Source organism: Thalassobellus sediminis, from assembly GCF_044386045.1.
In the GTDB taxonomy this organism is placed as follows: domain Bacteria; phylum Bacteroidota; class Bacteroidia; order Flavobacteriales; family Flavobacteriaceae; genus Thalassobellus; species Thalassobellus sediminis.
The window spans coordinates 171847-195907 of sequence record NZ_JBISCD010000037.1 but is presented as its reverse complement, the minus strand read 5'-3'; the positions used below and the strand labels follow the sequence as shown (position 1 = coordinate 195907).

Annotated in this window: 11 protein-coding genes; 6 read left to right on the top strand and 5 right to left on the bottom strand. The window is 32.1% G+C overall.

All coding sequences use genetic code 11. The annotated features are described in order from the left end of the window. Positions 1-3: 3 nt before the first annotated feature. From lacZ to ACH5TW_RS02620, 5 genes are all read right to left on the bottom strand, one after another. Positions 4-3219, bottom strand: a complete 3216-nt coding sequence (lacZ, locus tag ACH5TW_RS02640; RefSeq protein ID WP_439334930.1) for a beta-galactosidase, LacZ type — start codon at positions 3217-3219, stop codon at positions 4-6. A gap of 17 nt (positions 3220-3236) precedes the next feature. Further along, complete coding sequence (locus ACH5TW_RS02635; protein ID WP_439334929.1) at positions 3237-4256, bottom strand: UDP-glucose--hexose-1-phosphate uridylyltransferase; 1020 nt, start codon at positions 4254-4256, stop codon at positions 3237-3239. Between the two features lie 22 nt (positions 4257-4278). After that, positions 4279-5427, bottom strand: coding sequence for a galactokinase (galK, locus tag ACH5TW_RS02630; protein WP_439334928.1), 1149 nt, complete (start codon positions 5425-5427; stop codon positions 4279-4281). A 148-nt stretch (positions 5428-5575) separates the two neighbouring features. After that, positions 5576-7783, bottom strand: coding sequence for a hypothetical protein (locus tag ACH5TW_RS02625; protein ID WP_439334927.1), 2208 nt, complete (start codon positions 7781-7783; stop codon positions 5576-5578). A gap of 11 nt (positions 7784-7794) precedes the next feature. Continuing rightward, positions 7795-11208 (bottom strand): DUF4450 domain-containing protein, encoded by a 3414-nt coding sequence (locus ACH5TW_RS02620; RefSeq protein WP_439334926.1) that lies wholly within the window; start codon positions 11206-11208, stop codon positions 7795-7797. Between the two features lie 264 nt (positions 11209-11472). On the opposite strand from ACH5TW_RS02620, the gene ACH5TW_RS02615 reads away from it, so the two are divergent. The 6 genes from ACH5TW_RS02615 to ACH5TW_RS02590 all read left to right on the top strand — a co-directional run bounded on the left by ACH5TW_RS02615 (position 11473) and on the right by ACH5TW_RS02590 (position 24045). Then, positions 11473-12519 carry a GntR family transcriptional regulator gene (locus tag ACH5TW_RS02615; protein ID WP_439334925.1) on the top strand — a complete coding sequence of 349 codons (1047 nt, stop codon included), beginning with the start codon at positions 11473-11475 and terminating at the stop codon, positions 12517-12519. 46 nt (positions 12520-12565) lie between these two features. Continuing rightward, positions 12566-13918 (top strand): rhamnogalacturonan acetylesterase, encoded by a 1353-nt coding sequence (locus ACH5TW_RS02610; RefSeq protein WP_439334924.1) that lies wholly within the window; start codon positions 12566-12568, stop codon positions 13916-13918. A 71-nt stretch (positions 13919-13989) separates the two neighbouring features. Next, positions 13990-16785 carry a glycoside hydrolase family 2 protein gene (locus tag ACH5TW_RS02605; protein ID WP_439334923.1) on the top strand — a complete coding sequence of 932 codons (2796 nt, stop codon included), beginning with the start codon at positions 13990-13992 and terminating at the stop codon, positions 16783-16785. 20 nt (positions 16786-16805) lie between these two features. After that, a complete protein-coding gene (locus ACH5TW_RS02600) occupies positions 16806-18308 on the top strand; it encodes a rhamnogalacturonan acetylesterase (protein ID WP_439334922.1) in 1503 nt (500 codons plus the stop codon). A gap of 213 nt (positions 18309-18521) precedes the next feature. Next, positions 18522-20765, top strand: coding sequence for a fasciclin domain-containing protein (locus ACH5TW_RS02595; RefSeq protein ID WP_439334921.1), 2244 nt, complete (start codon positions 18522-18524; stop codon positions 20763-20765). A gap of 1 nt (position 20766) precedes the next feature. Continuing rightward, a complete protein-coding gene (locus ACH5TW_RS02590) occupies positions 20767-24045 on the top strand; it encodes a SusC/RagA family TonB-linked outer membrane protein (RefSeq protein WP_439334920.1) in 3279 nt (1092 codons plus the stop codon). Positions 24046-24061 lie beyond the last annotated feature (16 nt).

Here is a 24061-nt window from a genome sequence, read left to right as displayed (position 1 = left end):
TTATTAATTTAATCCAGTAGTATTAGTTCTTTGTATGGTTTTAGTATTAAGAATAGGCTCTATTAAAAAGCTATATGAGTAATCTTTTGAAGGTATTCTAAACTCTTTATGAGGAAGTGCGTTTAAAGACCAGCTATCATCTCCACCAAGCCCCATTTGCTTGTAATCGATATTTACGGTTATAAAATCTCTTGATACCAAATTGTAGGTGTGTTGAGCTTCATCAATATCATTCGTTGAATAAGGCCATGCACTAACACTTAAGTTTTTTGAAATACCTGTTATTTTTAGCCCAATGCCTTTTGAGTTTGTTAAAGCAAACCATCGTACTTCTGTTTTATTGCTACTTTCTTGTGGTCTTATATAAGCATAGTAATCGTTTAAAACAGATTCTTTATAAAGTCCAACATCGGCACTTAACTGTCTATCTATGTAATTTTCGTGAGGTCCTTTACCAAGCCAAGTTAAATTGTCAAAAGCTTTTGGCGTTTTTAATTGAAGTCCTAATTTAGGAAGCATTGGTAAGCTATCATTTCCTTTAAAGGTAGTTTCTACTAAAATACGTCCTTTATTATCTATACTATATTTAATTTTCATGGTCGTATCTGTATTTTCAAAACCAAACACACTTTTTACTTCAACCTTAGAGTTTTTTTCTTTAGTTATATTGAATGTTTTTAAGGCACGAACTTCAGATGCTTCTTTCCAAATAGCTAAGGATTTATATGTTTTACCTCCTAAATGATCGTTATCGGTATCTGGTCTCCAGAAACTAGGGGTTAAACCGTTTTGTATTAGTCGATTGTTTTTAAAGGTATAGTTATCTAATAATCCTGTTTCAGAATTGAAATGAACAAGGAAGTCTTTACCTTTTACGGAATTGTCATTTACTTCAATAGGGGTGTTTGATTTTTTAGACGTTTTAAAGTCTTTGCTATAATTCAGTTTTATTTGTTCCCAAGCAACCTCATGATTTTTTTTAGCCCAACTTTCATCTTCTTTCAAACTAAAACCAATTCTAATAAAATATTCTGCCCCAGCTTTTAGTTTAGGAGTTTTATAAGGAATTGAAATTTTTGAAGTCTGTTTTGGAGCTAAGTTAAAAGATGTAATAATTCCTTTTTGAATGGTTTTTCCATCTTCTTGAAGTTGCCAGTTCAAATTAAACTTTGATAAATTATCGAAATTATGTCTGTTCAGTATTTCAAATTCTTTAGAATCAATGTTTGATGCTGTAATTTTTATAGGTTGAAAAACCTTTTTACATTCCCATAACGCTGGTTTCGGATTAATTGCAGGATCTACAATACCATTAATACAAAAATTTGAAGAATTAGGAAGTTCAGCATCACCCATATCACCTCCGTAAGCGTAATATTCAATTCCGTCTTTGTTTTTTTGTAATAAACCTTGATCCATCCAATCCCAAATAAAACCTCCAATCATGTTTTTATGTGAACGAATAGCATCCCAAAATTCAAATAAGTTTCCAGTAGAATTCCCCATGGAATGAGCATATTCACAATATATAATGGGCCTGGTTTCTTCTTTATATTCCGCCATACGAACCATATAATCAAGAGAAGAGTACATACGGCTAACCATATCGACATAGTCTGGATCTTTTAAAATCTTATTTTCTACTCTGTGTTTTCCTCCTGTGGTTTGTGCTCCTTCGTAATGTATAAAACGTGTATTATCGTAATCTTTAATCCAATGCGCCATGGTATCATGATTAAAGCCTGATCCAGATTCGTTTCCTAAAGACCAAAATATAATAGAAGGATGGTTTTTATCCCGTTCTACCATACGGATTGCTCGTTGTAAAAAAGCTCCAGACCATGCCACATCGTTACTTAGTTTACCTCCTAATCCATGTGTTTCTAAGTTAGCTTCGTCTATTAAATAAATACCATATTTGTCGCATAACTCATACCATATTTCGTTATTAGGGTAATGTGATGTTCTTACAGCATTTACATTGAACTGTTTCATGGTTAATATGTCTTTAGTCATAGAGGCTTCACTAACAACTTTACCATTTATAGGATCGTGGTCATGTCTATTAACTCCATATAATAAAACAGATTGCCCGTTTACAAAAAGTTCACCATCAATAATTTCAATGTTTCTGAAACCTACTTTGGTGCTTCTAGTTTCAAGAATATCCCCGTTTTTATTTTTTAAATCGAAAACTAAAGTGTATAAATTCGGATTTTCAGCGCTCCATTTTTTAGGGTTTTTCACAGATGCTTGTATTAAAGCAAAATCGTTTTCACCACGTTGCGAATAGGTTTCATTATATATGTTATTGGCAGTAATTCGTGTGGTGTCTTTAAGAATATTATTGCTATTCTCATCAAACAGTTTCATGCCTAATGTTATGTCTTTTAATGAAGTGCCATTAAAAGCTTTTATTTTCGGACGTACTTTAAGAATAGCATCTTCGTAATTTTTGTCTAAATCTGTTTGAACAAAAAAGTCGTATAACTGGACTTTTGGAGCCGCAGTTAGGTAAACATCACGATGAATACCGCTAAGTCTCCAATGGTCTTGATCTTCTAAATAGGTTCCGTCACTCCATCTATAAACTTTTACTACTAAATCATTTTTGCCTTCTTTAAGAAAAGGTGAAACATCAAAATGCGTTGGTAGCATACTGTCTTCACTATACCCTAATAACTCACCATTTAACCAAACATAGTATGCAGAACTAACGCCACCAAAAGTGAGTGTTGTTTGCATGTTTTTCCAATTGCTAGGTGTTTCAAACGTTGTTCGGTAAACACCTGTGGGGTTATCGTTTTCTGGTGTGTATGGAGGTTCAATAGGACTAAATGTATAGCCAGCACTTGTGTATAAAGCAGTACCGTAACCATTTAGTTCCCAGTTTGCAGGTACTGGTATTGTTTTCCAGTTTGAATCGTTAAATGACGGTTTTTCAACTCCAGATGGTATACCATCTGGAGTTGGCCTCCATAAAAATTTCCAGTCTCCATTTAATAGTTGATATCTTCCTGAAGTTTCTTTAGTGTTTTCTATAGCCGCTATTTCATTAGGAAATGAAAATGAGGTAGCCTTAGCTGGCATTCTATTTATTCCTGATACTTCTGGATCTTCCCAAGGTCTAATTTTATTAGCTGATTTTTTACTTACTTGACAAGTTGCTATTTGTGAAGCAAATAATAGAAGAGTAAAAAGAGAAATAGATAGTCTCATATTTTATGTGTTAAAAATTATACCAAATCTCGTATCATTTTTGTTGCAATTTCTGCCGTAATATCTCGTTGTGGCGACCCAAACATTTCATAACCTACCATGAATTTTTTAACGGTAGCACTTCGTAATAAAGGCGGGTAAAAACTCATGTGCCAATGCCAATGTTTATTAGCTTCTCCATTTGTTGGAGCTTGATGAATACCACTAGAATAGGGGAAAGAGGTGTTAAATAATTTGTCGTATGCTTTGGTTAAAACCGAAATAGCTTCAGCAAAAAGAAAGGATTCGTTATTTTCTAATTCTAAGATATTTCTTTTATGAGATTTTGGAACAATCATAGCTTCAAAAGGCCATACTGCCCAAAACGGAATAAGCACAACAAAAGCATCGTTATCAAAAATGATACGTTCGTTTTTTTCTAATTCTTGTTTCAGATAATCACCTAAAAGACTGCTTTTATTTTTAGCGTAATAGTCTAACTGTTGCGAGTCTTTTTTAACAACTTCATTTGGTAAGGTTGATTGACTCCAAATTTGGCCATGTGGATGTGGATTACTACACCCCATAACTGCTCCTTTGTTTTCAAAAATTTGAACATAATTGATAAGGTCATTTTTGCTAAGTGATTGATACTCATTTTGCCATGTAAAAACCACTTTTTCAATGTCTTTTGCATCCATATCGGCTAAACTTTTTGAGTGGTCTGGACTAAAACAAATGACTTTGCAAATACCTTGCTCGCTTTGTGCTTTAAATAAACCATCTTCTACCGAAAATGATTTTGAATCGGTTTGAAGGGCACCAAAATCATTCATAAACACAAAAGCATCATTGTAATCTGGATTTATTTCACCATTAATTCTTGTATTTCCAGCACATAAATAACAACTTGGGTCGTGAGAGGGGCTAATTTCATTAGAAACCGTTTCATTTTGTCCTTGCCATGGTCTTTTAGCACGATGTGGCGATACTAAAACCCATTCACCAGTTAATATATTAAAACGTTTATGTGAATAATCTTGTAAATCTGAATTCATTTTTTTGAAAATACGTGGTTAATTATTTTATAAGATGTGTACCGTCAGAAAGCTCTACAGAATAAATAGAACAGTCTTTATTAAATTTAGTTTTGTATGCTTTAGAAACCGTTGTTTTAAATTCGTCTACTGCTGTTTTAGCTATTAAATTTATGGTGCAACCACCAAAACCGCCTCCCATCATTCTAGCTCCTAATATGTCTTGGTTTTGTTTGGCTTGTTCTACAAGGAAATCTAATTCATCACAACTTACTTTATATTGGTTTTGTAATCCATCATGTGAACCGTATATTAATGCTCCTAGTGTTTTTAAGTCACCATCTGTCATGGCTTTTGATGCTTTTTCAGCACGTGTATTTTCTTCAATAACGAAAAGTGCTTTTTGAAAGTCTTCTTCAGAAAGTGTCGTTTTAATTTTTTCTAAATCTTTTTGAGTAGCATCTCTTAAAGCTTTAATGGCTAACATTTTTGAAACCTTTTCACACACAGATCGCCTGTCGTTATAAGCACTATCACACAAGCTATGCTTTACATTAGTATTGATAAGCATTAACTCATGATTTTCAAAATTAATTTCAAAAGGTTTTGCTTCAATGGTTCTACAATCTAAAAGTAGCGCATGGTTTTTTATACCAAACATGCTAGCATATTGATCCATAATACCACATTTAACCCCCACATAATTATGTTCTGCTTTTTGTGATATTAAAATCATTTCCGTTTTAGTTAATCCTAAATTAAATAATTCATTTAATCCAAAAACAACAGCATTTTCTAATGCGGCAGAAGAAGACATACCTGAACCAGCAGGAATATTTCCACTAAAGGTTATATTGAAATTACCAACGCTAATTCCTTTTTTCTGAATTTCTGAAATAACTCCCAAAATATAGTTTCCCCAACTTTCTTTTTCTAACGGATTGATAGCATTTGTTGAAAATTGTATAGTTTCCTCTAAATCTAGAGCTTTTGCTATAGAAGTTTTAGAATTACTTTTTTGAAGCGCAGCTACAATACCTTTATTTACTGCTGCAGGAAATACAAATCCATCATTATAATCGGTATGTTCTCCAATAATATTTATTCTACCAGGGGAAAAAACTAGGATAGGTTCTATTTTGAACGTATTAATAAAGTTGTCTTTTACTTTTTTAATGAGTACGTTGTTCATTTTATTTAATCTAATTTGTCTAAATTATTAATGCAAATATACTAATAAATGTATTATTTACATTTATTAATTGTGCTAATTTCTTTATTGATTAAAAAACTACTCAAAATAGAGTAGTTTTTAGATGTAAATTATGTGTTATCTATCTTTAAGGCATGGGATTTAAACCTTCCCATTTAACATTCCAAGTACCATCTTTAGGAAACCCTGGATTTTTAATAGTGTTTCCATCGTAACCAGCGCACATAAGAGCAACGGCAGAAAGGGTACCACCATTTCCAGGTAAATATAGAGTAAGTCTTTCATTTTGGTAATTATGTCCATTAGGTAAATAGGTGTTAGTTATTTCATCTCTAAATAAGGCTTTAATAGCATCTTCTGGTCTGTTTAAACGTGTTGCTGCCATAGCTTCAAGCGGGAAATCCCATCCCCAAGTATGATTCCATGTCCAAACCTTATCTACTAAGTCAAAGGTTCTGTTCATGACTTCTAAATCTACATAATTATTATGAGGTGTAGCACTTATAGCTCCCAAAACAGCAGGATGGTCTATTAAATGTTCACTTGTAGCATCATACGAGTTTTGTACACTTTCAGCCACTAAATACACACCATCTTTTTGAGCCATTGGTGATAATTTATCAATAATTTTTTGCCAATCGTCTTGACGCTCTAAACCTAATCGTTCTTGCCACTTTTGAGCAGTTTGTAAGGCCCATTTCCAATATGCTAATTCCCAAGGTGGGTTAAAAGTTTCTAATTTATCAAAGCATTCTTGTGCAGGAATAACGCCTTTTCCTAAAACATATCTGTCGTTTTTAGCGTCATAATTAGGGTATGATGCCATAAATTCCGCTGTAGAAAATATGAGTTTTTTGTATTTTTCTAAGTTCTCTTTTGATGGATTATTGCGATAAATCATTTCAGCTAAATAAATAACATGGGGTTGTTGCCATATTAAAAAAGAACCTACTGATGATGGTGCTTCACCAGCATCATGGTCGGTCATTTTTTGCCAACGTACGCCTTTGTAACCTTGTCTTTCTGCAATTAATTTCGCATTGTCGTAAGCATCAAAATACCACCCCATACTGTTTTCTAATAATGGCGTTCTACTCCATAGCGGAAAATGAGTTGAATGCCACCAGTACATTTCCATATGTGGTTTACCATACCAACTGTTATAGGTTAAAGCTGTTTCTTGTACGGGGTAGTTTCCTGCACATTGTACTCTAGTAAGGTATTGCGATAAAACAACACGTCTTTCTAACTCAAAAGCTCTAGCATCTGTACATTCTGAAAAATCGACAGCACCACCAGATTGCCAAAAGGTATCCCAGGCTGTGATGCTGTTTTGTTCGGTTTCGTTAAAGCTTGATATTTGTTGTTTTTCGTTTTGAGAAAAGTTAATAGCCACCTCAAAACTGTTTTCAGCATCTGGTAATATTGCATAGTAATGGTCTTCAATTTTTGATAAAGTAGCATTGGTATTAAAATTGACTTCTACAAAATAGGTGTCATTATCTAATGTTCTTTTAAAAACGAAATCTTTACTAGATTCATTTTTATTTACATCTGTTTGATGCTTATCATTATTTGAATAATTTACACCTCTATCTGAAAATTCATTTGTTGGATAAGGAAACCTTAATTTTATTTTAATACGTTTTTCTTTTAATAGGGGAGACTCAACTTTTGCTGCAATACCATCTGTTTTAGAATCGCCATAGGTAATTACTTTTACAGGAATACCATCAATTGTAAAATGACTTTCAATTTTCCCTGTCCACATATCTAGTTCTTGATTTATAGCTTTTAAATCATTTGCCGTAGCAAGTGTGCCATCGTTTTTAGTGATTTCTAAACCAATAGAACCCAATTGAAGCCTATGTGGATTTGCTCTAAAATGGTCTATAGCATTTTTAGTCCTTAAAATAGCGTTGGATTCTGTTGTGCCTAAATTGTTTTCAGCATTCTGTATTTTGGCTCTTTCAACTTGTACAGCATATAAACTATTTGAATTTCCATTAAAATCATACCCTTTTAAAGTTTCAGTAAATTCATAGTTTTCAGTGTTTGGAAAGGTATGCCATCCCCATTCAGATTGTGTTCCTAAAGGCACTCCTAGGGCATAATGTTCAGGAAAAGATTGCAACCCTGTAGCATCAACTGTAAAGGCAAATTTGCCATTCCCTACAGATAAAGATGCTAGCGTGTCTACTTTATTTATTTTAATAGTATGTCGTGTAACGAGCGCTTTGCGATCTATTTTTTTGGGTTCCTTATTTTTTTCTGTACATGAATAGATACTTAAAAAAGCAAAGGCTAAAAGATAAAAAAGTTTTGTTTTAATCATTATGTTGGGTATTAATTTCTAATTAGTGTGACACTCATTAGGCCAATTACAACTTCGTTGGCAATGGCTTTGATTTTAAGTGATTTTAGTGTTTTATTTGGGTTTAATGGTAAGTCTAAAAGAGTGGCTGCACCGCCATCTATTCCATAATCACTAAAACCTTTTATGTGTATAAAATCTTTAAACGTTCTAGTAATTTTACCTGTTTTTAAATAAACTCTTGGTGGTTTTGGAGCATCGGTTGTAAAGGCTAATCCGTTAACAAAATAATCTTGTTCTATAGGCCACCAGTTTTCAGGATTCTTTAATTCTAAGTTTTCAATACTTCCATCGGAATATATGATTTTAACACTACCATTTGTAAATCGACTCTGCATAGGATTAGTGGTTCCTGCCATCATTAAATAGGCGTGTGAAGCATTTCCTGAAAGCGGAATTTCTATAGATTCAGGAAAGTTATCCCATTGCGATACAAAGGCAATATTGTTTTTACTGATTTCTGAAGGTGTTTGAAATGGAATGTTTTGCGGACTAATAATTGTATTATCATTATTTGCTTTTTCTCGTAATCCAGAATCATCAATATTAGGTTTTACGTATGGATAACACCAGTTTCCAATACCTTGTGTTGGTAATTGTAGGGTAGGAGATGTTGGTCTTGGTGTTAAGTATTTTTGCTCAAAAATATCGGTTACTTTACTGTTGAAAATAGATTCTAATAAAACCATTTCAAATTTTGTATCAGTTGGAAGTTCTAAATCCCAATTTTGAATTCTTGAATTTTCTTCTGTTTTAGGAACAACATTTAAATGTACAGGTTGCCACCAAAGCATATTGTTTTGCTTTAGTTGAATGAAAAAGGTTTTATGGCCTTCTTTAGAATTTATTTTGAAATCTAATTGATGATTTGTTTTGTTTGTTTCTGAAATGGAAGCTTGCGGATCGTAAATTTTTAAAATGTCGGCTTTTGATGTTTTAAATTGAAACGCTTCATCTAAGGCTCCTGCGAATTCAAATATTGGGTTTTCTAAAGCTTCTCCTTTCCATTTTATTTTAATAGTGTATTCTTTTTGATAGGGACTTTCAATAATTATTTTAGGACTTCCAATAGCAGATTCATCTAATTTCCATGATACGTTTTCATTATTAATTGTGATAGAATCAATCGCTTCATAGGATGCATTGATACGTAATTGCACTGTCATTTCATGCTTAAACTTTGAAACGATAGTATACTTTGAAACGAGTTCTTCTTCCGTGAAAGCGATATAAATATCTGGAACTTCTAAAGACGCTTCTTTCCAATCTTTAGGGAAACCAGGTGTTATAGTCAACGTGTTTTCAATAGCATTGGGGTGAATGCCGAATAAACCCTCAACTAAAGAACGCGCCGCCATTCCAACAGGGTCGGCAAAATCACGATACAACTCACCACGAATGGCATCATAAACCGATAATTGTTGAAAACCACCAGGAGACGCCCCTAAATACATGCTTTCTATTAGAGCACTTTTCCATAATTTAAAAGCTGCTTCGTTTCTTCCACCTTGCCAATAAGCTAGAGAAGCATGTAAATTTTCTGCTAGAGCCACATTATTAACAGACCATGTGTAAGGTTGCCAGTTGGATGTGGATACTAATTCTAAATCGGTATACGGTAATCCTTCCGCTTTTACAGGAATATGTGGAATTTCAGTATCTACATATCTTAAAGATTGATAAGCTTGAAAGGAGTTTGCTATATTTTCATCTAAGCTGTGATAAATAGTCCAAAGCCCAGGATTATCATGTACTAATTGATTACCTAATAAATCTTTATATTCGGCAAATACACCTTTTTCTGCGACCCATAATTTTGTTTCAATAGCACTTTTAATGAGCTTCGCTTCTTTAATATAAGGATTTGGGTTTTTGTTTAATAGTTTAGCAATACTTGCTGCTAATAGATTTGCAGAATAATTATATGCCGACGCGTAAGTAACACCGCCTCCTGTATATTGTAGCGCATCACTAGCCCAAATAGTAGCGTAGGCATCATAAAGTCCGTCGTTATCGGCATCAAAATTTCGTTTTTCCCAAGCTATATGACGCTCAACAACAGGCCATATTTCTTTCATAAAAACCAAATCGCCTGTCCATTGATAATGTCTTAGTAATTGATTAATAAACACTGAGTTCATATCATAATGATGTGCTACGGTGTTTTTATTTGGATGTCTACTAATGTAGCCACGACTAAACATAGCAGTGCCTAATATTTCTTTTTGCCTTGCAAAATTTCTAGAACTATCTAATACTACGGGACCAGATTCTGGTTCTAAAACTTGCGAATTACCATAGGCTTTAAAATGAGTTTCTGCTCTATCATGCCAACCAAGAGGATCGGCAACATAAGCACCACGCCATGCATTTAAGTGCATACGCCATGCGACAGATCCGTGTAAATAGGCAGGGCTTTCCCAAATAGCATCACCAGCAATAGCCAAAGCGCCTCCTAAAGTATTGATATACTTATCTGGCGTTTTTAGCTTAACTCTTGAAGTTAAAGTTTTTACTTTTTGTAACCCTTCTTTAAATTCTGTTTCTAATTGTTTTTGACTAGAGGAAATAAGTGTATCATTATTTTCTAATTTCCAAAGGAAGGTGTCTTGATTATTTAACGCTATCTTTCCTGAAATTGCGGGTGCGTTTATTGCTTCAGTATTGAATAAATCAATAGGTGATTTTTCAAGATGAGCTTCTACAAGTTTGATGTCTGATTTAGGAAAGCTTCCAACAATACTTCTATTATTACCTGTTTTTTCTTTATTGTTTTCAGAACCATAGTTTACTAGAAAACGATTCTTTTTGATAGTATATTGGTTGTTCTTGCAATATTCAGGTTTTAAATAAAATACAGATTCTGGGTCGGCTCCAATATCACCTTCTCTATGAAATCGTTTGCCGCTAGCGCCTCCATATAGCCAAACCAGTTCTAAGTTTTTAGGAATGTTTTCAGTATCAACTTTTATAATCATGGCATCATTTTCAGCATGAGCCACCACTTGTATTTTAATTACACCATTTTGTAGTAAGGTATCCCGAATTTCATATAACATGGTTCCAGGATTATAACGAGTACTAATGGAGTCGCATATTGTAATCCATTTACTTTTAGATTTATTAGCAATACCTAATTTAAAATTACCTCCCATTTTTGTCATGTACATCGCAAATTCTGGCAAGTCGCCAGTTTCAACTCTAAAACCAGAGTTAGTACCGTATAATGCTCTGTTGAATTTTCTAGTCCCATTTTTAAGAATAAAAGATTCTCCTTCAGGTATATAGTGAGTTTTTGAGTGATAACTTTCTATATGTTGTGAAGTAGAAATTAATGAAGAAAGAATAAAAAAGAGTAAATAAAATGATTTCTTTAAATTATACATTAATAAATATTATAAGAAAATAATGATAAAGTTAAATTAATAGAAATATTTGAGTGTCCTGTACATACATGGCTTTTATATTCTTAAAAATATAGGGAAATACTTTTCATTCCGAAATATATTATTACAATATAGGTAGTTCTAATAAATTGATGTGATTTTTTTAATAAAATAGATTATTTATAATACAATCAATAACAATTTTAATATTAGTTTTGCTATATTGCTTATAACTAAAACTACAACTAATTACTATTATAATTTATGTCTCAATTAATTGAAATTAAAATTAATGAATCTTCTCGTATACCTAAATATAAACAAATAGTAGATTCAGTAATAAATGATGTTTCTAAAGGAAAATTAAAAATTGGCGAAAAAATTCCATCTATAAATGAATTAAGTGAATCTTGTTATTTGTCTAGAGATACTGTAGAGAAGGCTTATAAAATACTGAAAGAACAAAAAGTAATCATATCTGTTAAAGGTAAAGGTTATTATACAGCTAAAACAGATTTAATTTCTAAGATTCAAATTTTCTTCATGATAAATAAGCTTAGTTCTTATAAAATGATGATTTTTAATTCGTTTGTAAATAGTATTGGAATAAATGGACATGTTACCTTATCTGTTTATCATTGCGAAGAATCTATTTTTGCAAGAACTTTAGAAAAAAATCTTGGTGCTTATGATTATTATATTATCATGCCCCATTTCAAAACAGATGATTCTAATCATATTAGTACAACAAATGTTGTGCAAGATGTTATTGAAAAAATCCCTAAAGATAAATTGGTGATTTTAGATAATAATAAATTAGATATTAAAGGAAATTACGGAGCAGTTTTTCAAGATTTTCAAGAAGATATATATGCAGCACTAAGTAAAGGTGTTGATAAATTTAAAAACTATGATAAGTTAGTATTAGTATATCCTTTTAAGTCTGTTTATCCCTATCCTAAACGAATTGTACATGGTTTTAGAAAATTTTGCTCAAAATATAATTTTGATTTTGAAATTTTGAACGAAGTTTATGACGACATGGATCTTGAGAGTAAGGATATTTATGTTATTATAGAAGAAAACGATTTGGTTAATTTAGTAAGACAGGTACGTAAAAAGAAATTAACTTTAGGAGAAGATATAGGTATAATATCATACAACGAAACACCTTTAAAAGAACTTTTGGGTATAAATGTAATAAGTACTAGGTTTAAGGCTATGGGTGAATCGGCAGCAGATTTGGTGTTGAATCATAAGAAAGAAAAAATTAAAAATGTGTTTGAATACATAGAACGAAATTCTGTTTAAAATTAATTTTTTTAAATAAAATATTAAAGATTCATCATAGTACAGGATGGATCTTTTTTTTTTTGGAGATATTTTAGGCAAAAATTTATCTATGACTTTTTTAAATAAACGTATTTTATACCTTTTTTGTATTGTTGCTTCTTATAATGTCGTTGCTCAAAGTAATGATATTTATAAAAACTTTTCTTTTGGTAAAAGGCAATGTAAAGCTTCAGAAGTTATAATAGATAAGCCAATTTTGTATAATGATGAAGTTGGTTATGGGTTTGATTATAGTTCTGTAGAAAATGTAGTTTTTAATAAGAAATCTATAGAAGGAGAAAAATCAATTTATTTTTCAGTAAAATTACCAGAAGGAAATTATAAGGTAGACGTTGTATTAGGTGGAAAAAAAAGTTCAACCACAACAATAAAAGCAGAGTCTAGAAGATTAATGCTAAAGGAGCAAAAATCAAACAAAAAGGAAACACTTCAATATTCCTTTGTTGTTAATGTTAGAACGCCTAGAATTGATGATGCTAATAAGATAAATATTAAAGACAGGGAAAAGTATTATTTAAATTGGGATGATAAATTAACGTTAGAGTTTTTGGGTAATCCTATAATTCAAAGTTTAAAGATTAGTCCAGTATCGAACATTAAAACTATTTTCTTAGCGGGCGATTCCACAGTAACCGATCAAGATTTAGAACCTTGGGCATCTTGGGGGCAATTCTTTACTAACTATTTTACAAAGGATGTTGTTATAACAAATTATGCAGTTTCAGGGTCTTCTTTAAGTTCTTTTAAATCTAGAAAACGATTAGAAAAAATTGTATCAGTTATGCAATCCGGAGACTATTTATTTATTGAGTTTGGTCATAATGATGAAAAGATAAAAGGAGAAGGCAATGGTGCGTGGGGATTATACACTAACCTATTAAAAGAGTTTGTTGCCAAAGCAAGAAGCAAAGGAGGTATTCCTGTATTAGTAACCCCAACACAAAGACGTGTATTTAATTCAGATGGTACATTAAAACCAACTCATGGCGATTTTCCTGATGCTATGCGAAAAGTTGCAGCAGATTTACAAGTGCCTTTAATTGATGTTACTAAAATGACGACTAACATGTATGAAAGTTGGGGAGCTGAAACATCTAGAAAAGCGTTTGTTCAATATCCAGCTAATACTTTTCCTGGTCAAAAAAAGGAATTAAAAGACAATACACATTTTAATAGTTTTGGAGCTAATGAAATAGCTAAATGTGTTATTCAAGGTGTTAGAGATTTAGATTTAGAAATCGCAAAATATATAAAAGAAAATACACCAAGTTACAATCCTAATAACCCTGATAATTTGACTGATTGGACCGTGCCAATGAGCTTAAGATTTGAAAACACTAAACCTGACGGTAATTAATAATTATGATAAATAAAACTATAAAACACTTTATGGCATGTTTTGCCTTTGTGTTATTCTGTTGTTCGAACATGTTTTCTCAAGAAACTAAGAAAATATATCTATCTGGTAAAGATTTTAAAAACCCAGTACAATGGGAGTTTATGTGTACCGGTGGAAATAATAGTAAAACGTGGAGTACTATTAATGTACCATCTAATTGGGAATTAGAAGGTTTTGGTGAATATACCTATGGTAGATGGTATAAAGAATTAAATCAAAAAGAACCAAGTAAAGAGGAAGGTTTTTATAAATATAAATTTAATGTTCCAAAAGAATACCAAGGTCAAAATGTAGTTATTGTTTTTGGTGGCGCTATGACGGACACCGAAGTAAAAGTTAATGGGAAATCTGCAGGAGATATCCACCAAGGAGGTTTTTACGAATTCAAATATGATATTTCGTCATTGGTTAATTATGGAGAAGATAACCTTTTAGAAGCGCATGTGTCTAAACATTCAAGTAATAATACTGTTAACAATGCAGAAAGAAAAACAGATTGGTGGCTATTTGGAGGTATTTATCGCCCTGTTTGGTTAGAAGTTTCTCCTAAATCATTTATTGAGCATTTGGCGGTTGATGCTAAAATGGATGGGTCATTGAGAGCTGATTTGAATTTGAAAAATATTCCAAATAATTCCATCGTTGAAGCTAACATAAGTCCAATAGGAAGTAATAAGATATTTAAGACGATTACAATTCCTTTAAAAAACGATCTAGATGTTCAAACTATTGAAGCTAAATGGGACGATGTAAAAACATGGGATCCAGAATCACCTAATTTGTACACATTAAACTTATCGCTTAAAAATAACGGACAAACACTTCATACATCTAAAACTAAAATAGGTTTTAGAACTTTAGAGTTTCTTAAAAAAGATGGTATTTACGTAAATGGTAAAAAAATCATCATGAAAGGTATTAACAGGCATACCATTTGGCCAGAATCAGGTAGAAGTACAGATAAAATTATCAGTGAATTAGATGTTAACTTACTTAAGGATATGAATATGAATGCGGTTCGGTTTCATTATCCGCCTGACACCCATTTTTTAGAAGTTTGTGATTCTTTAGGCTTGTTTGTTTTAAATGAAGTAGCAGGTTGGCAAAACGGATACGATACAAAAACAGGAACTAAAATAATAAGAGAGACTGTACAAAGAGATGTCAATCATCCATCTGTAATTATTTGGGATCATGGTAATGAAGGCGGTTGGAATTATAAAATAGATCACGTTTTTCATGATTACGATCCACAAAAACGTATTGTAATTCATCCTTGGTCAGATTTTAATGGTTGGGATACACATCACTATCCAACGTATTTAACAGGAATGCACCGTTTTAATAATGGTGAAAATGTGTTTTTTCCAACAGAATTTATGCATGGTACTTATGATAATGGAATAGGGGCAGGATTAGACGATTTTTGGAAACGCTATAAGAAGAGTCCATTATTTGCAGGAGGTTTTATTTGGGCAATGCTTGATGAAGCCGTTTTAAGAAGAGATTGGATGGGTGAACAAAAATATGATTCTAAAGGAAACTTAGCTGCTGATGGTGTTTTAGGGCCACATAGAGAAAAGGAAGGTAGTTTTTTTACAGTAAAAGAAGTGTGGTCGCCTATTCAATTTGAATCGAAATTAATAACACAAAAATTTGATGGATCCTTTTTAGTTACTAACGAATATATTTATACAAATCTTAAAGATTGTAAATTAGAATATCGTGTTATTAAAGCCAATGAAAGTGTTTTATATACTGATGAGAAAGCAGAAGTAATAGCATCAAAACCTATTTCAATAACAAGCATAGAGCCAGGAGAAACCCGAAAAATTTATTTTGATGTTCCAGAAAATTTCTTTGAAGGAGATTGGTTAGAAATAGCAGCGCATGATAAACATGGTAGAGAAATTTATACTTGGTCGTGGCCTATACACCATGCACCGTATTTAGCAAATAAGTTTTTAGTAAAAGAAAAAGTCAAAAAGTCGGCTAAAGCTTCAAAAATAAATAGCGAAGTACTTTTAGAAAGTAAAAGTATTTCTGTTAAGCTAAGTGTTGTTTCTGGTGAAATAATAAGTATTGAAAATGAAAATGGCAATGTGCCTTTTGTAAACGGACCAAAGCCTATTGGTATGAAAGCAAAAGTTGAAGCTGTTTCTGTTGAAGAACATAAAGACGCTGCTATTTGTAATATTAAATATTCAGGAGGTATTCATTCTGCAAAATGGACACTGTTTAATGATGGACGATTAAAATTAGAATTAATCTTATTAAAAAATGCAGGGAGAACGAATGGTTTTGATGGAGCCTTTTTTGAAGGTGCTATTGATAAATTTGGTGTTACGTTCGATTTTCCTGAAGAAGGTGTTGAAGGTATAAAGTGGATTGGAAATGGCCCTTATCATGTTTGGAAAAATAGAATAAAAGGAACAACACTTGGTCTTTGGGAGAAAGATTATAATACCACTATAACAGGCGAAAGTTTTGAAAATTTAGTTTATCCAGAATTTAAAGGGTATCATGCTAATTTTATAGCAGGGAATCTTAAAACGAAACAAGGCGATTTTAAATTCTTTAGTGAAAATGATAAATTGTTTTTACGATTATTTACACCAGACCTTCCTAAGAAAGCCATATCAAAAACGTTTCCGCAACCAAAATTTCCTAAAGGAAATATCTCGTTTATGTATGAGATACCTGCTATGAGAGCTTTTAAACCTATAGAGCATCAAGGACCAGAAAGTCAACCAACAAATATTAGAATCAAAAATGGAGACGAAGGTATTCCTATGACTTTATGGTTCGATTTTAGAGAAAATTAATTCATTATTATAATTCATTTATGAAAGTATTAAAATTTTTTACTATTGTTTTTTTTGCGGTTTCATTTTCTAATTGTGCACAAGAAGATAAAATAAAGCCAACCGTTTATACAGTAGGTGATTCTACAGTGAAAAATGGTAAAGGCGATGGTTACAGTGGTCTTTGGGGTTGGGGTGATTTTATTAGTCAGCTTTTAGACACTACTAAAGTAAACGTTGAAAATCATGCATTAGGCGGAACAAGTAGTAGGACTTATCAAAATTTAGGATTATGGGACACTATAAACAATAAGCTTAAAAAAGGAGATTATGTGTTAATTCAATTTGGCCATAATGATAATGGACCAGTAAATGACACCATTAGAGCTAGAGGAACAATAAAAGGTGTTGGAGATGAAACGGAAGAGATTGATAATATGATTACTGGCGACCATGAAATAGTACATAGCTATGGTTGGTATATTGAAAAAATTGTAAAGAATACAAAAGCTAAAGGCGCTATTCCAGTAATAATGTCTCCTATTCCAAGAAACGTTTGGAAAGAAGGTAAAGTTCCAAGGAACAATATGTCTTATGGTTTATGGGCTAAACAGATTGCAGAAAGAAATGACGTTACCTTTATTGATTTAAATGATAAAATGGCATCTGAATTAGAAAAGTATGGTGAAGAAAATGTTACTGGTACTTATTTTTATAAGAGAGACCACACGCACACATCAGCAAAAGGAGCAGCTATGGCTGCCTCAATAATTGCTAACGAATTAAAACAAACAAACAATTCTCTTAAAAACTATATTATTTCTGACTCAAGAATTGTTCTTCCAAAAAAGAAAAACATCTTTTTAATAGGAGATTCAACGATGGCTGATAATGGTAATGAAAATGCCGTTGGTTGGGGTGTTCCTTTGCCTCAGTTTTGCGACACCATGCAAGTAAATATTGTAAATAAAGCAAGAGGAGGTAGAAGTACTAGAACATTTATTTATGAAGGTTTGTGGGAAGAAGCTAAAAAAGAATTTAAAAAGGGAGATATAGTTTTTATTCAATTTGGACATAATGATGCGGGAAATATTGATAAAGCAAAATACAGAGGTTCTTTAAAAGGTATTGGAGATGAAACTCAAGAAGTTAAAAGAGATAGTGTTATTGAGACCGTTCATACCTACGGTTGGTACTTGAAGAAAATGATTATAGAAACTAATGAAAAAGGTGCGTTACCAGTTGTTTTAAGTTTAACACCTCGAAATGAATGGCCAAATGGTATTGTTGAGCAAAGACATGATACTTATATTAAGTGGGCAAAAGAAGTTGCAAAATCTGAGAAAGCAGAGTATATTGATTTAAGCGATATTGTTGCGAAAAAGTACCAAGGATTAGGAAAGAAAGAAGTTAATGTCTTTTTTCCAAAGGATCATACACATACAGGTATAGAAGGAGCCACTTTTACTGCCAAAGTTTTAGCTGAAATAATTAAAAAAAATAAAACAATTGGTTTACGTGGTTGTATTTATTTAAAAAAATAGATAAGAATATAGGACTGTAACAGATTAAAACCTATTCCTTAAACGTATATTATACATTTTAAATAAAAAAAACCGCTAAACACAGGATGGTACAGGATACGAATCCTATTTGATAGCAATATTTTTGATTGTTAAATATTAGTTAAATTAACTGTATTTTTCAATTCGAACTAACTAACTAATAATTTCAAACACTATATAAGTCATTACATAATGAAGAAAAAAATATTATACTATTTACTTTTCTTACCTCTTATTTCTTTTCTATCTAGTTGTAATAGTAAAGAAGAATTTGATGAGTACTACGCAAGACCAGATGATCTTGAGCCACCTATTTACCAGCAACTAGAAGCTCAAGGTAATTTTAATAACCTTATAACGCTAATTGAAAAAGCTGGTTATAAAGATATATTGGGTAAATCTGGCTATTGGACAATGATGGCACCTAATGATGATGCTTTTGCATCTTTTTTTCAACAACAAGGCATTTCAGATGTGTCGGCTGTAGATTCAATTATGGCTTCCAAGATTGTTAGATATGCTTTAATTTATAATGCTTTTCGTACTGAAAGGCTTTCAGATTATCAATCAAGATTAGGCTGGGAAGAAGATATTTCTTTTAGACGTAGAACAGCTTATTATGATGGATTTAAAGAAAAGACTATTGATGGTAGTTCATTGATAGTAGCTGGCTCTAATAGAAATAATGCTCCTGGTGCAGATTATTATATTCCTGGAGACAATAATAATAAATACGTTACTTATTTCATGGAAGAATATGTAACATCTCTTGGACTTAGTCCTTTTGATTATAATTACTTTTATCCTAATTCAACGTATACAGGTTTTAATGTTCTTTCTGGAGAAACAGTAAAAGCTGATATTGTTGCTGAAAATGGTATTATACATGAAGTAAGTAAAGTATCATTACCACTAATAAATTTAGATCAAAAACTAGAGGAGAGTCCAAATTATAGTATTTTTAGAGATATGTTGGAAACTAATTTAGTAAATTATGTTTTCGATCAAGATGCTACAACAACCTATCAAAACTTTACTAGAAAATCTGAAGATGCATATGTGAAAGTATATGATCCTGCATTATTCTTTTCTCCAAACAATGAAAATTATATAAAGGAAGCAGATAATGATGGGCAAAGTGATGCTTATTCTTTGTTTGTTCCAGAAAATGATGTGTTACAAGATTTTATTGATGAAGTGCTTTTGAAGAATTATGAATCTTTAGAACAATTACCAAAATATATATACGAAGACTTTTTTAATGCTCATATGGTTCAAAATGCTGTCTGGCCTTCTCAGATAGCATCATATAGTAACGGTTTAGATGAAGATGTACGTTTTAATGTTGATACAGATATATCTGAAGCAAACATTTTAAGTAACGGATTTTTTTATGGAACTAATAAAGTACAGGAGTCAAACTTATTCTATAGTGTATATACTTCAGCGTATTTAGATCCAAAATTTACTTTAGCTACAAGACTTTATAATGATGGTTCTGGGTATCGTGAGATTATAAGTAATATATCTGGCAAATACACTTTGTTTTTACCTTCAGATGAAGTATTATTAAATCTTGGGTATGATTATGATATTAACAGAAGTGAGTGGGTGTATACTTCTCCTGAAACGGGTAATACATCCAGAGGAACTTTAGCAAGAACACGTTTGTTAAGAGTACTGTACAATGGAATTGTTCCAACTCCAAATGGTGAATTAGATGATTTGTCAGGTTCAGGTATAATTCGTACAGGCGATTTTGATTTAGCAGGTGAATATATAAGGTGGGAAAATAATCAAGTTTGGGCTGCAGGAGGAGAAAAGACTGAAATTGTTGGAGGAGAAGTGGTTCAAGAAGAAAATAAAATAAATATTATAGGATATGAAGATCAAAATAATGGTCGTACCTACTATATTGATGGAGTTATAGACTTTACTGAAGTTCAACCAGGATTTGACTTGTTTGCTTTAGCTCTTGAACCAAAAGGATATATAAATTTCTTCTTTTACTTATATAGCTCTTCTTTATTTGATCAGGATACTGGTAGTATTGATGGTGTGGAATTAGGGACATCTTATACTTTTGCTATTCCAAGTAATGAAGCCATTGCTCAGGCTGTTGCAGATGGTGTCTTGCCATCAAATAATAATCCATCAGATCCTGTACAAAAAAAGCAAATAGAAGATTTTATAAAATACCACATATTAGCTACTAGAACCGCATCAGATGATGGCTTGATTAATGGACAGACAGAAACTTTACTTAAAAGTGAATTAGGAAATAAAACATATATAAGTGTAATTAGCTCACCAGGAGAATTATCTTTCTTAGATTCTCAAAGTAGAACTGCAAATTATATACCTAGTGTTAGTAATAACTTAGCAGATCGTACATTAATTCATTTAATTGACAATTATCTATTATACGCAGAATAAAATGAAATATAAATTAACCAACTTACTATACTGCTTTTTATTTATACTAATTTCTATAACATCAATGCAGTTATCTGCACAAGAAACAAATAATGTTATTAGAGGTCAAGTATTAGATGCAAGTGACAAATTACCTTTACCTGGTGCAACTGTAATTGAACAAGATGCTGAAAAACGTACTATAACAGGTGTTATAACCGATTTTGATGGGAATTTTGCAATTCGTGTTAAAAGCACTACTAATCAATTAGTTATTTCAACACTAGGCTACAAGACAAAAACAATAAATATTGGAAACCAGAAGAACATAATTGTTAATATGGAAGTTTCAGTAGAAGGATTAGATGAAATTGTAATTACTGCTGAAAAAGCTGCAGAAAGTGGATTGCTTCAAGTTGCTGAGCGTAATTTAACTACAAGTGCAGTTACTATTAAGGCAGCTGATGTTGAAAATACTCAAGCAGCTTCTATTGATGAAGCACTACAGGGTAGAGTAGCAGGTGTAGATATTACTGCTGCTTCTGGTGATCCAGGAGCAGGTATGCAAATTCGTATTAGAGGAACATCTTCCATTACTGGTTCATCAGACCCTTTAGTAGTAGTTGATGGTATGCCTTATGAAACATCTATTCCTGAAGATTTTAATTTTGGTTCTGCAGATGCGCAAGGATATGCGGCTTTACTAAATGTTGCCCCTAGTGATATCGAAAGTATTACCATATTAAAAGATGCTGCGGCTACTGCCATGTGGGGTGCTAGAGCAGCCAGTGGTGTATTAGTAATTAATACAAAAAGGGGAGCTGTAGGTGCACCAAAAATTGGATATAGTTATACTGGTACCATGTCTCAACTTCCAAACACAATACCTATGCTTAGTGGCGATCAATATTCTATATTAATTCCTGAGGCTTTTATGAATCGTACTGGAGCACCTCTTAATACATTAACCGTTAAAGAATTTCAATTTGACCCACAAGAAGTGTATTGGTATAAGAATTATGGTAACAATACCAATTGGGTTGATGCAATTTCTCAAACAGGTATAACAGGTGAGCATAATTTATCTTTACAAGGTGGAGGGCAAAAGGCTCGTTATTATACTTCGGTAGGTTATTATAATTCTAAAGGTGTAACAAAAGGAACAGGTTTTGAACGTATTAATGGCCGTCTTAATTTAGATTATGTGGTTTCTGATAGAATTCGTTTTAAGGCCGATTTTTCATATACACGTACAGAAACAGAACGGAACTATGTAAATGGTACTGGTAGTGGAGATAGAGTAAGAAGTGTTGCATATGGTAAGATGCCTAATATGAGTATTTTTGAATACGATGATTTAGGTGATTTAACACCAAATTATTTTTCACCTGCACAGAATATTCAAGGAGGGTATTCACGTACATACAACCCTGTTGCTTTAGCTGAATATGCATCAAATGTGCAAACAGGAGATAGAATTGTTCCACATTTTAATTTAAAAGTAGATTTAATTCCGGAAAGATTAATTTCTACTTTCGATCTTCAGTTTGACTTTAACAGCACAAAGGCTAAAACGTTTTTACCACAAAATGCTACAGGTAGACCTTTTACAGAAACAGTTGTTAATAGAGCTTCAGATGCAGATGTTGATGCAACTACAGTAACTTCAAAAACGAACATTATATACACACCAGATTTAGGTGCTGATCATAATCTCCAAACTATTGTTTCTTTGCAAACTAGTGATTATAGATATGAGTCTCATCAAGCACTTACATCTAATACAGCATCATCTTTATTAACAGATCCATCTGTGCCTTCAAGAACACAAAATTCAGAATTAAGACTTTATAATAATAATAGCCAATCACGTAATGTCTCTGCTTTAATTAGTGCACAGTATAGCTTATTAGATAAATATATTTTAAATGTAGGTGTTCGTGGTGATGGAAATTCAAAATTTGGTCCTGATAATCGTTATGCTCTTTTTCCTTCTCTATCTGCACGTTGGAGAGTTTCAGGGGAAAAGTTTATGGAGAATTTAGATTTTGTTGATGACTTTAGTTTTAGAGCTAGTATAGGACAATCTGGAAGAGCGCCTCGTTATGATTACCGTTATTTTAATACTTATGGTAATTTTAATTCAGATTATGTTGGATATAGTGGTGTGTATCCAGAAAATATTGAGTTAGCTAATTTACGTTGGGAAACTTTAACTGGTAAAAACTTTGGTATAAACCTTAAAATGTTTGACAATCGTTTTTCAGTAGATATTGATGTGTATCAAAATAGAACTAAAGATCTTCTTTTTCAAAATATAAATGTAACAAGTGTTTCTGGATATTCTAATATTTCTGATCAAAATGTTGGTACTCTTGATAATCAAGGTTGGGAAATAGGTCTTTTTACAACCCCTTTTAAATCTGACAAGTGGCGAGTAGATTTTAATTTCAATATCTCGAGAAATGAAAATGTAATTCGTGAAATTTCAGAATTTTATCCAAGTGAAAGTGGTAATGTTGATCGTAACGGACAATTTAAACGTTTTCTTCAAACAGATAATCCATTCGGTTCTTTTTATGGTTATAGGTTCAAGGGGGTATACCCAGATACACAGTCTACGCTTGCAAAAGACGCAAATGGAGATGTGATTACAGGCCCAAATGGACAAAATGTATATATGAGATTTAATTATCCAAATACAGACTACGTGTTTCAACAGGGAGATGCTATATATGAAGATATAAATAAAGATGGTAATATAGATAGTCGTGATGTAGTGTATCTTGGTAATAGTAATCCTAAATTTACTGGAGGTTTCGGACCATCTATATCGTTTGATAATAGAATTAAGTTATTGTTATTCTTTACATATCGTTTAGATTATGATATTGTAAATGGTACTGATATGCTTGCTACTAATATGTATGGTTTTGATAATCAAAGTACAGCAACATTATCTCGTTGGAGAAACCCTGGAGATGTAACAAATATGCCGCGGGCAGTTTACGGAACAGCTTATAACTGGCTTGGTTCAGATCGTTATGTTGAAGATGCATCTTTTTTAAGATTTAGATCAGCTACTTTTAGCTATAAGTTTAGTAGCGAATTTTTGAAGAATTTAAAGTTGGATGACTTAAATCTCTTTTTTACGGCAGATAATATTTTAACTTTTACTAAGTATAGAGGTCAAGATCCAGAAGTAAACATGAGAGGTGGAGATCCTTTTGGGATAGCAATTGATTATTCTAGAACACCACCAACTAGACGTTTTACAATAGGTCTTAGAACTAGATTTTAATAATAAACTATTTGAT

Bases quoted from the DNA above. Each gene is read 5' to 3' on its own strand.
- ACH5TW_RS02610 (WP_439334924.1), top strand. From the start codon at position 12,566: ATGGATCTTTTTTTTTTTGGAGATATTTTAGGCAAAAATTTATCTATG.
- ACH5TW_RS02620 (WP_439334926.1), bottom strand. From the start codon at position 11,208: ATGTATAATTTAAAGAAATCATTTTATTTACTCTTTTTTATTCTTTCT.
- ACH5TW_RS02615 (WP_439334925.1), top strand. From the start codon at position 11,473: ATGTCTCAATTAATTGAAATTAAAATTAATGAATCTTCTCGTATACCT.
- ACH5TW_RS02635 (WP_439334929.1), bottom strand. From the start codon at position 4,256: ATGAATTCAGATTTACAAGATTATTCACATAAACGTTTTAATATATTA.
- ACH5TW_RS02600 (WP_439334922.1), top strand. From the start codon at position 16,806: ATGAAAGTATTAAAATTTTTTACTATTGTTTTTTTTGCGGTTTCATTT.
- ACH5TW_RS02625 (WP_439334927.1), bottom strand. From the start codon at position 7,783: ATGATTAAAACAAAACTTTTTTATCTTTTAGCCTTTGCTTTTTTAAGT.
- ACH5TW_RS02590 (WP_439334920.1), top strand. From the start codon at position 20,767: ATGAAATATAAATTAACCAACTTACTATACTGCTTTTTATTTATACTA.
- galK (WP_439334928.1), bottom strand. From the start codon at position 5,427: ATGAACAACGTACTCATTAAAAAAGTAAAAGACAACTTTATTAATACG.
- lacZ (WP_439334930.1), bottom strand. From the start codon at position 3,219: ATGAGACTATCTATTTCTCTTTTTACTCTTCTATTATTTGCTTCACAA.
- ACH5TW_RS02595 (WP_439334921.1), top strand. From the start codon at position 18,522: ATGAAGAAAAAAATATTATACTATTTACTTTTCTTACCTCTTATTTCT.
- ACH5TW_RS02605 (WP_439334923.1), top strand. From the start codon at position 13,990: ATGTTTTCTCAAGAAACTAAGAAAATATATCTATCTGGTAAAGATTTT.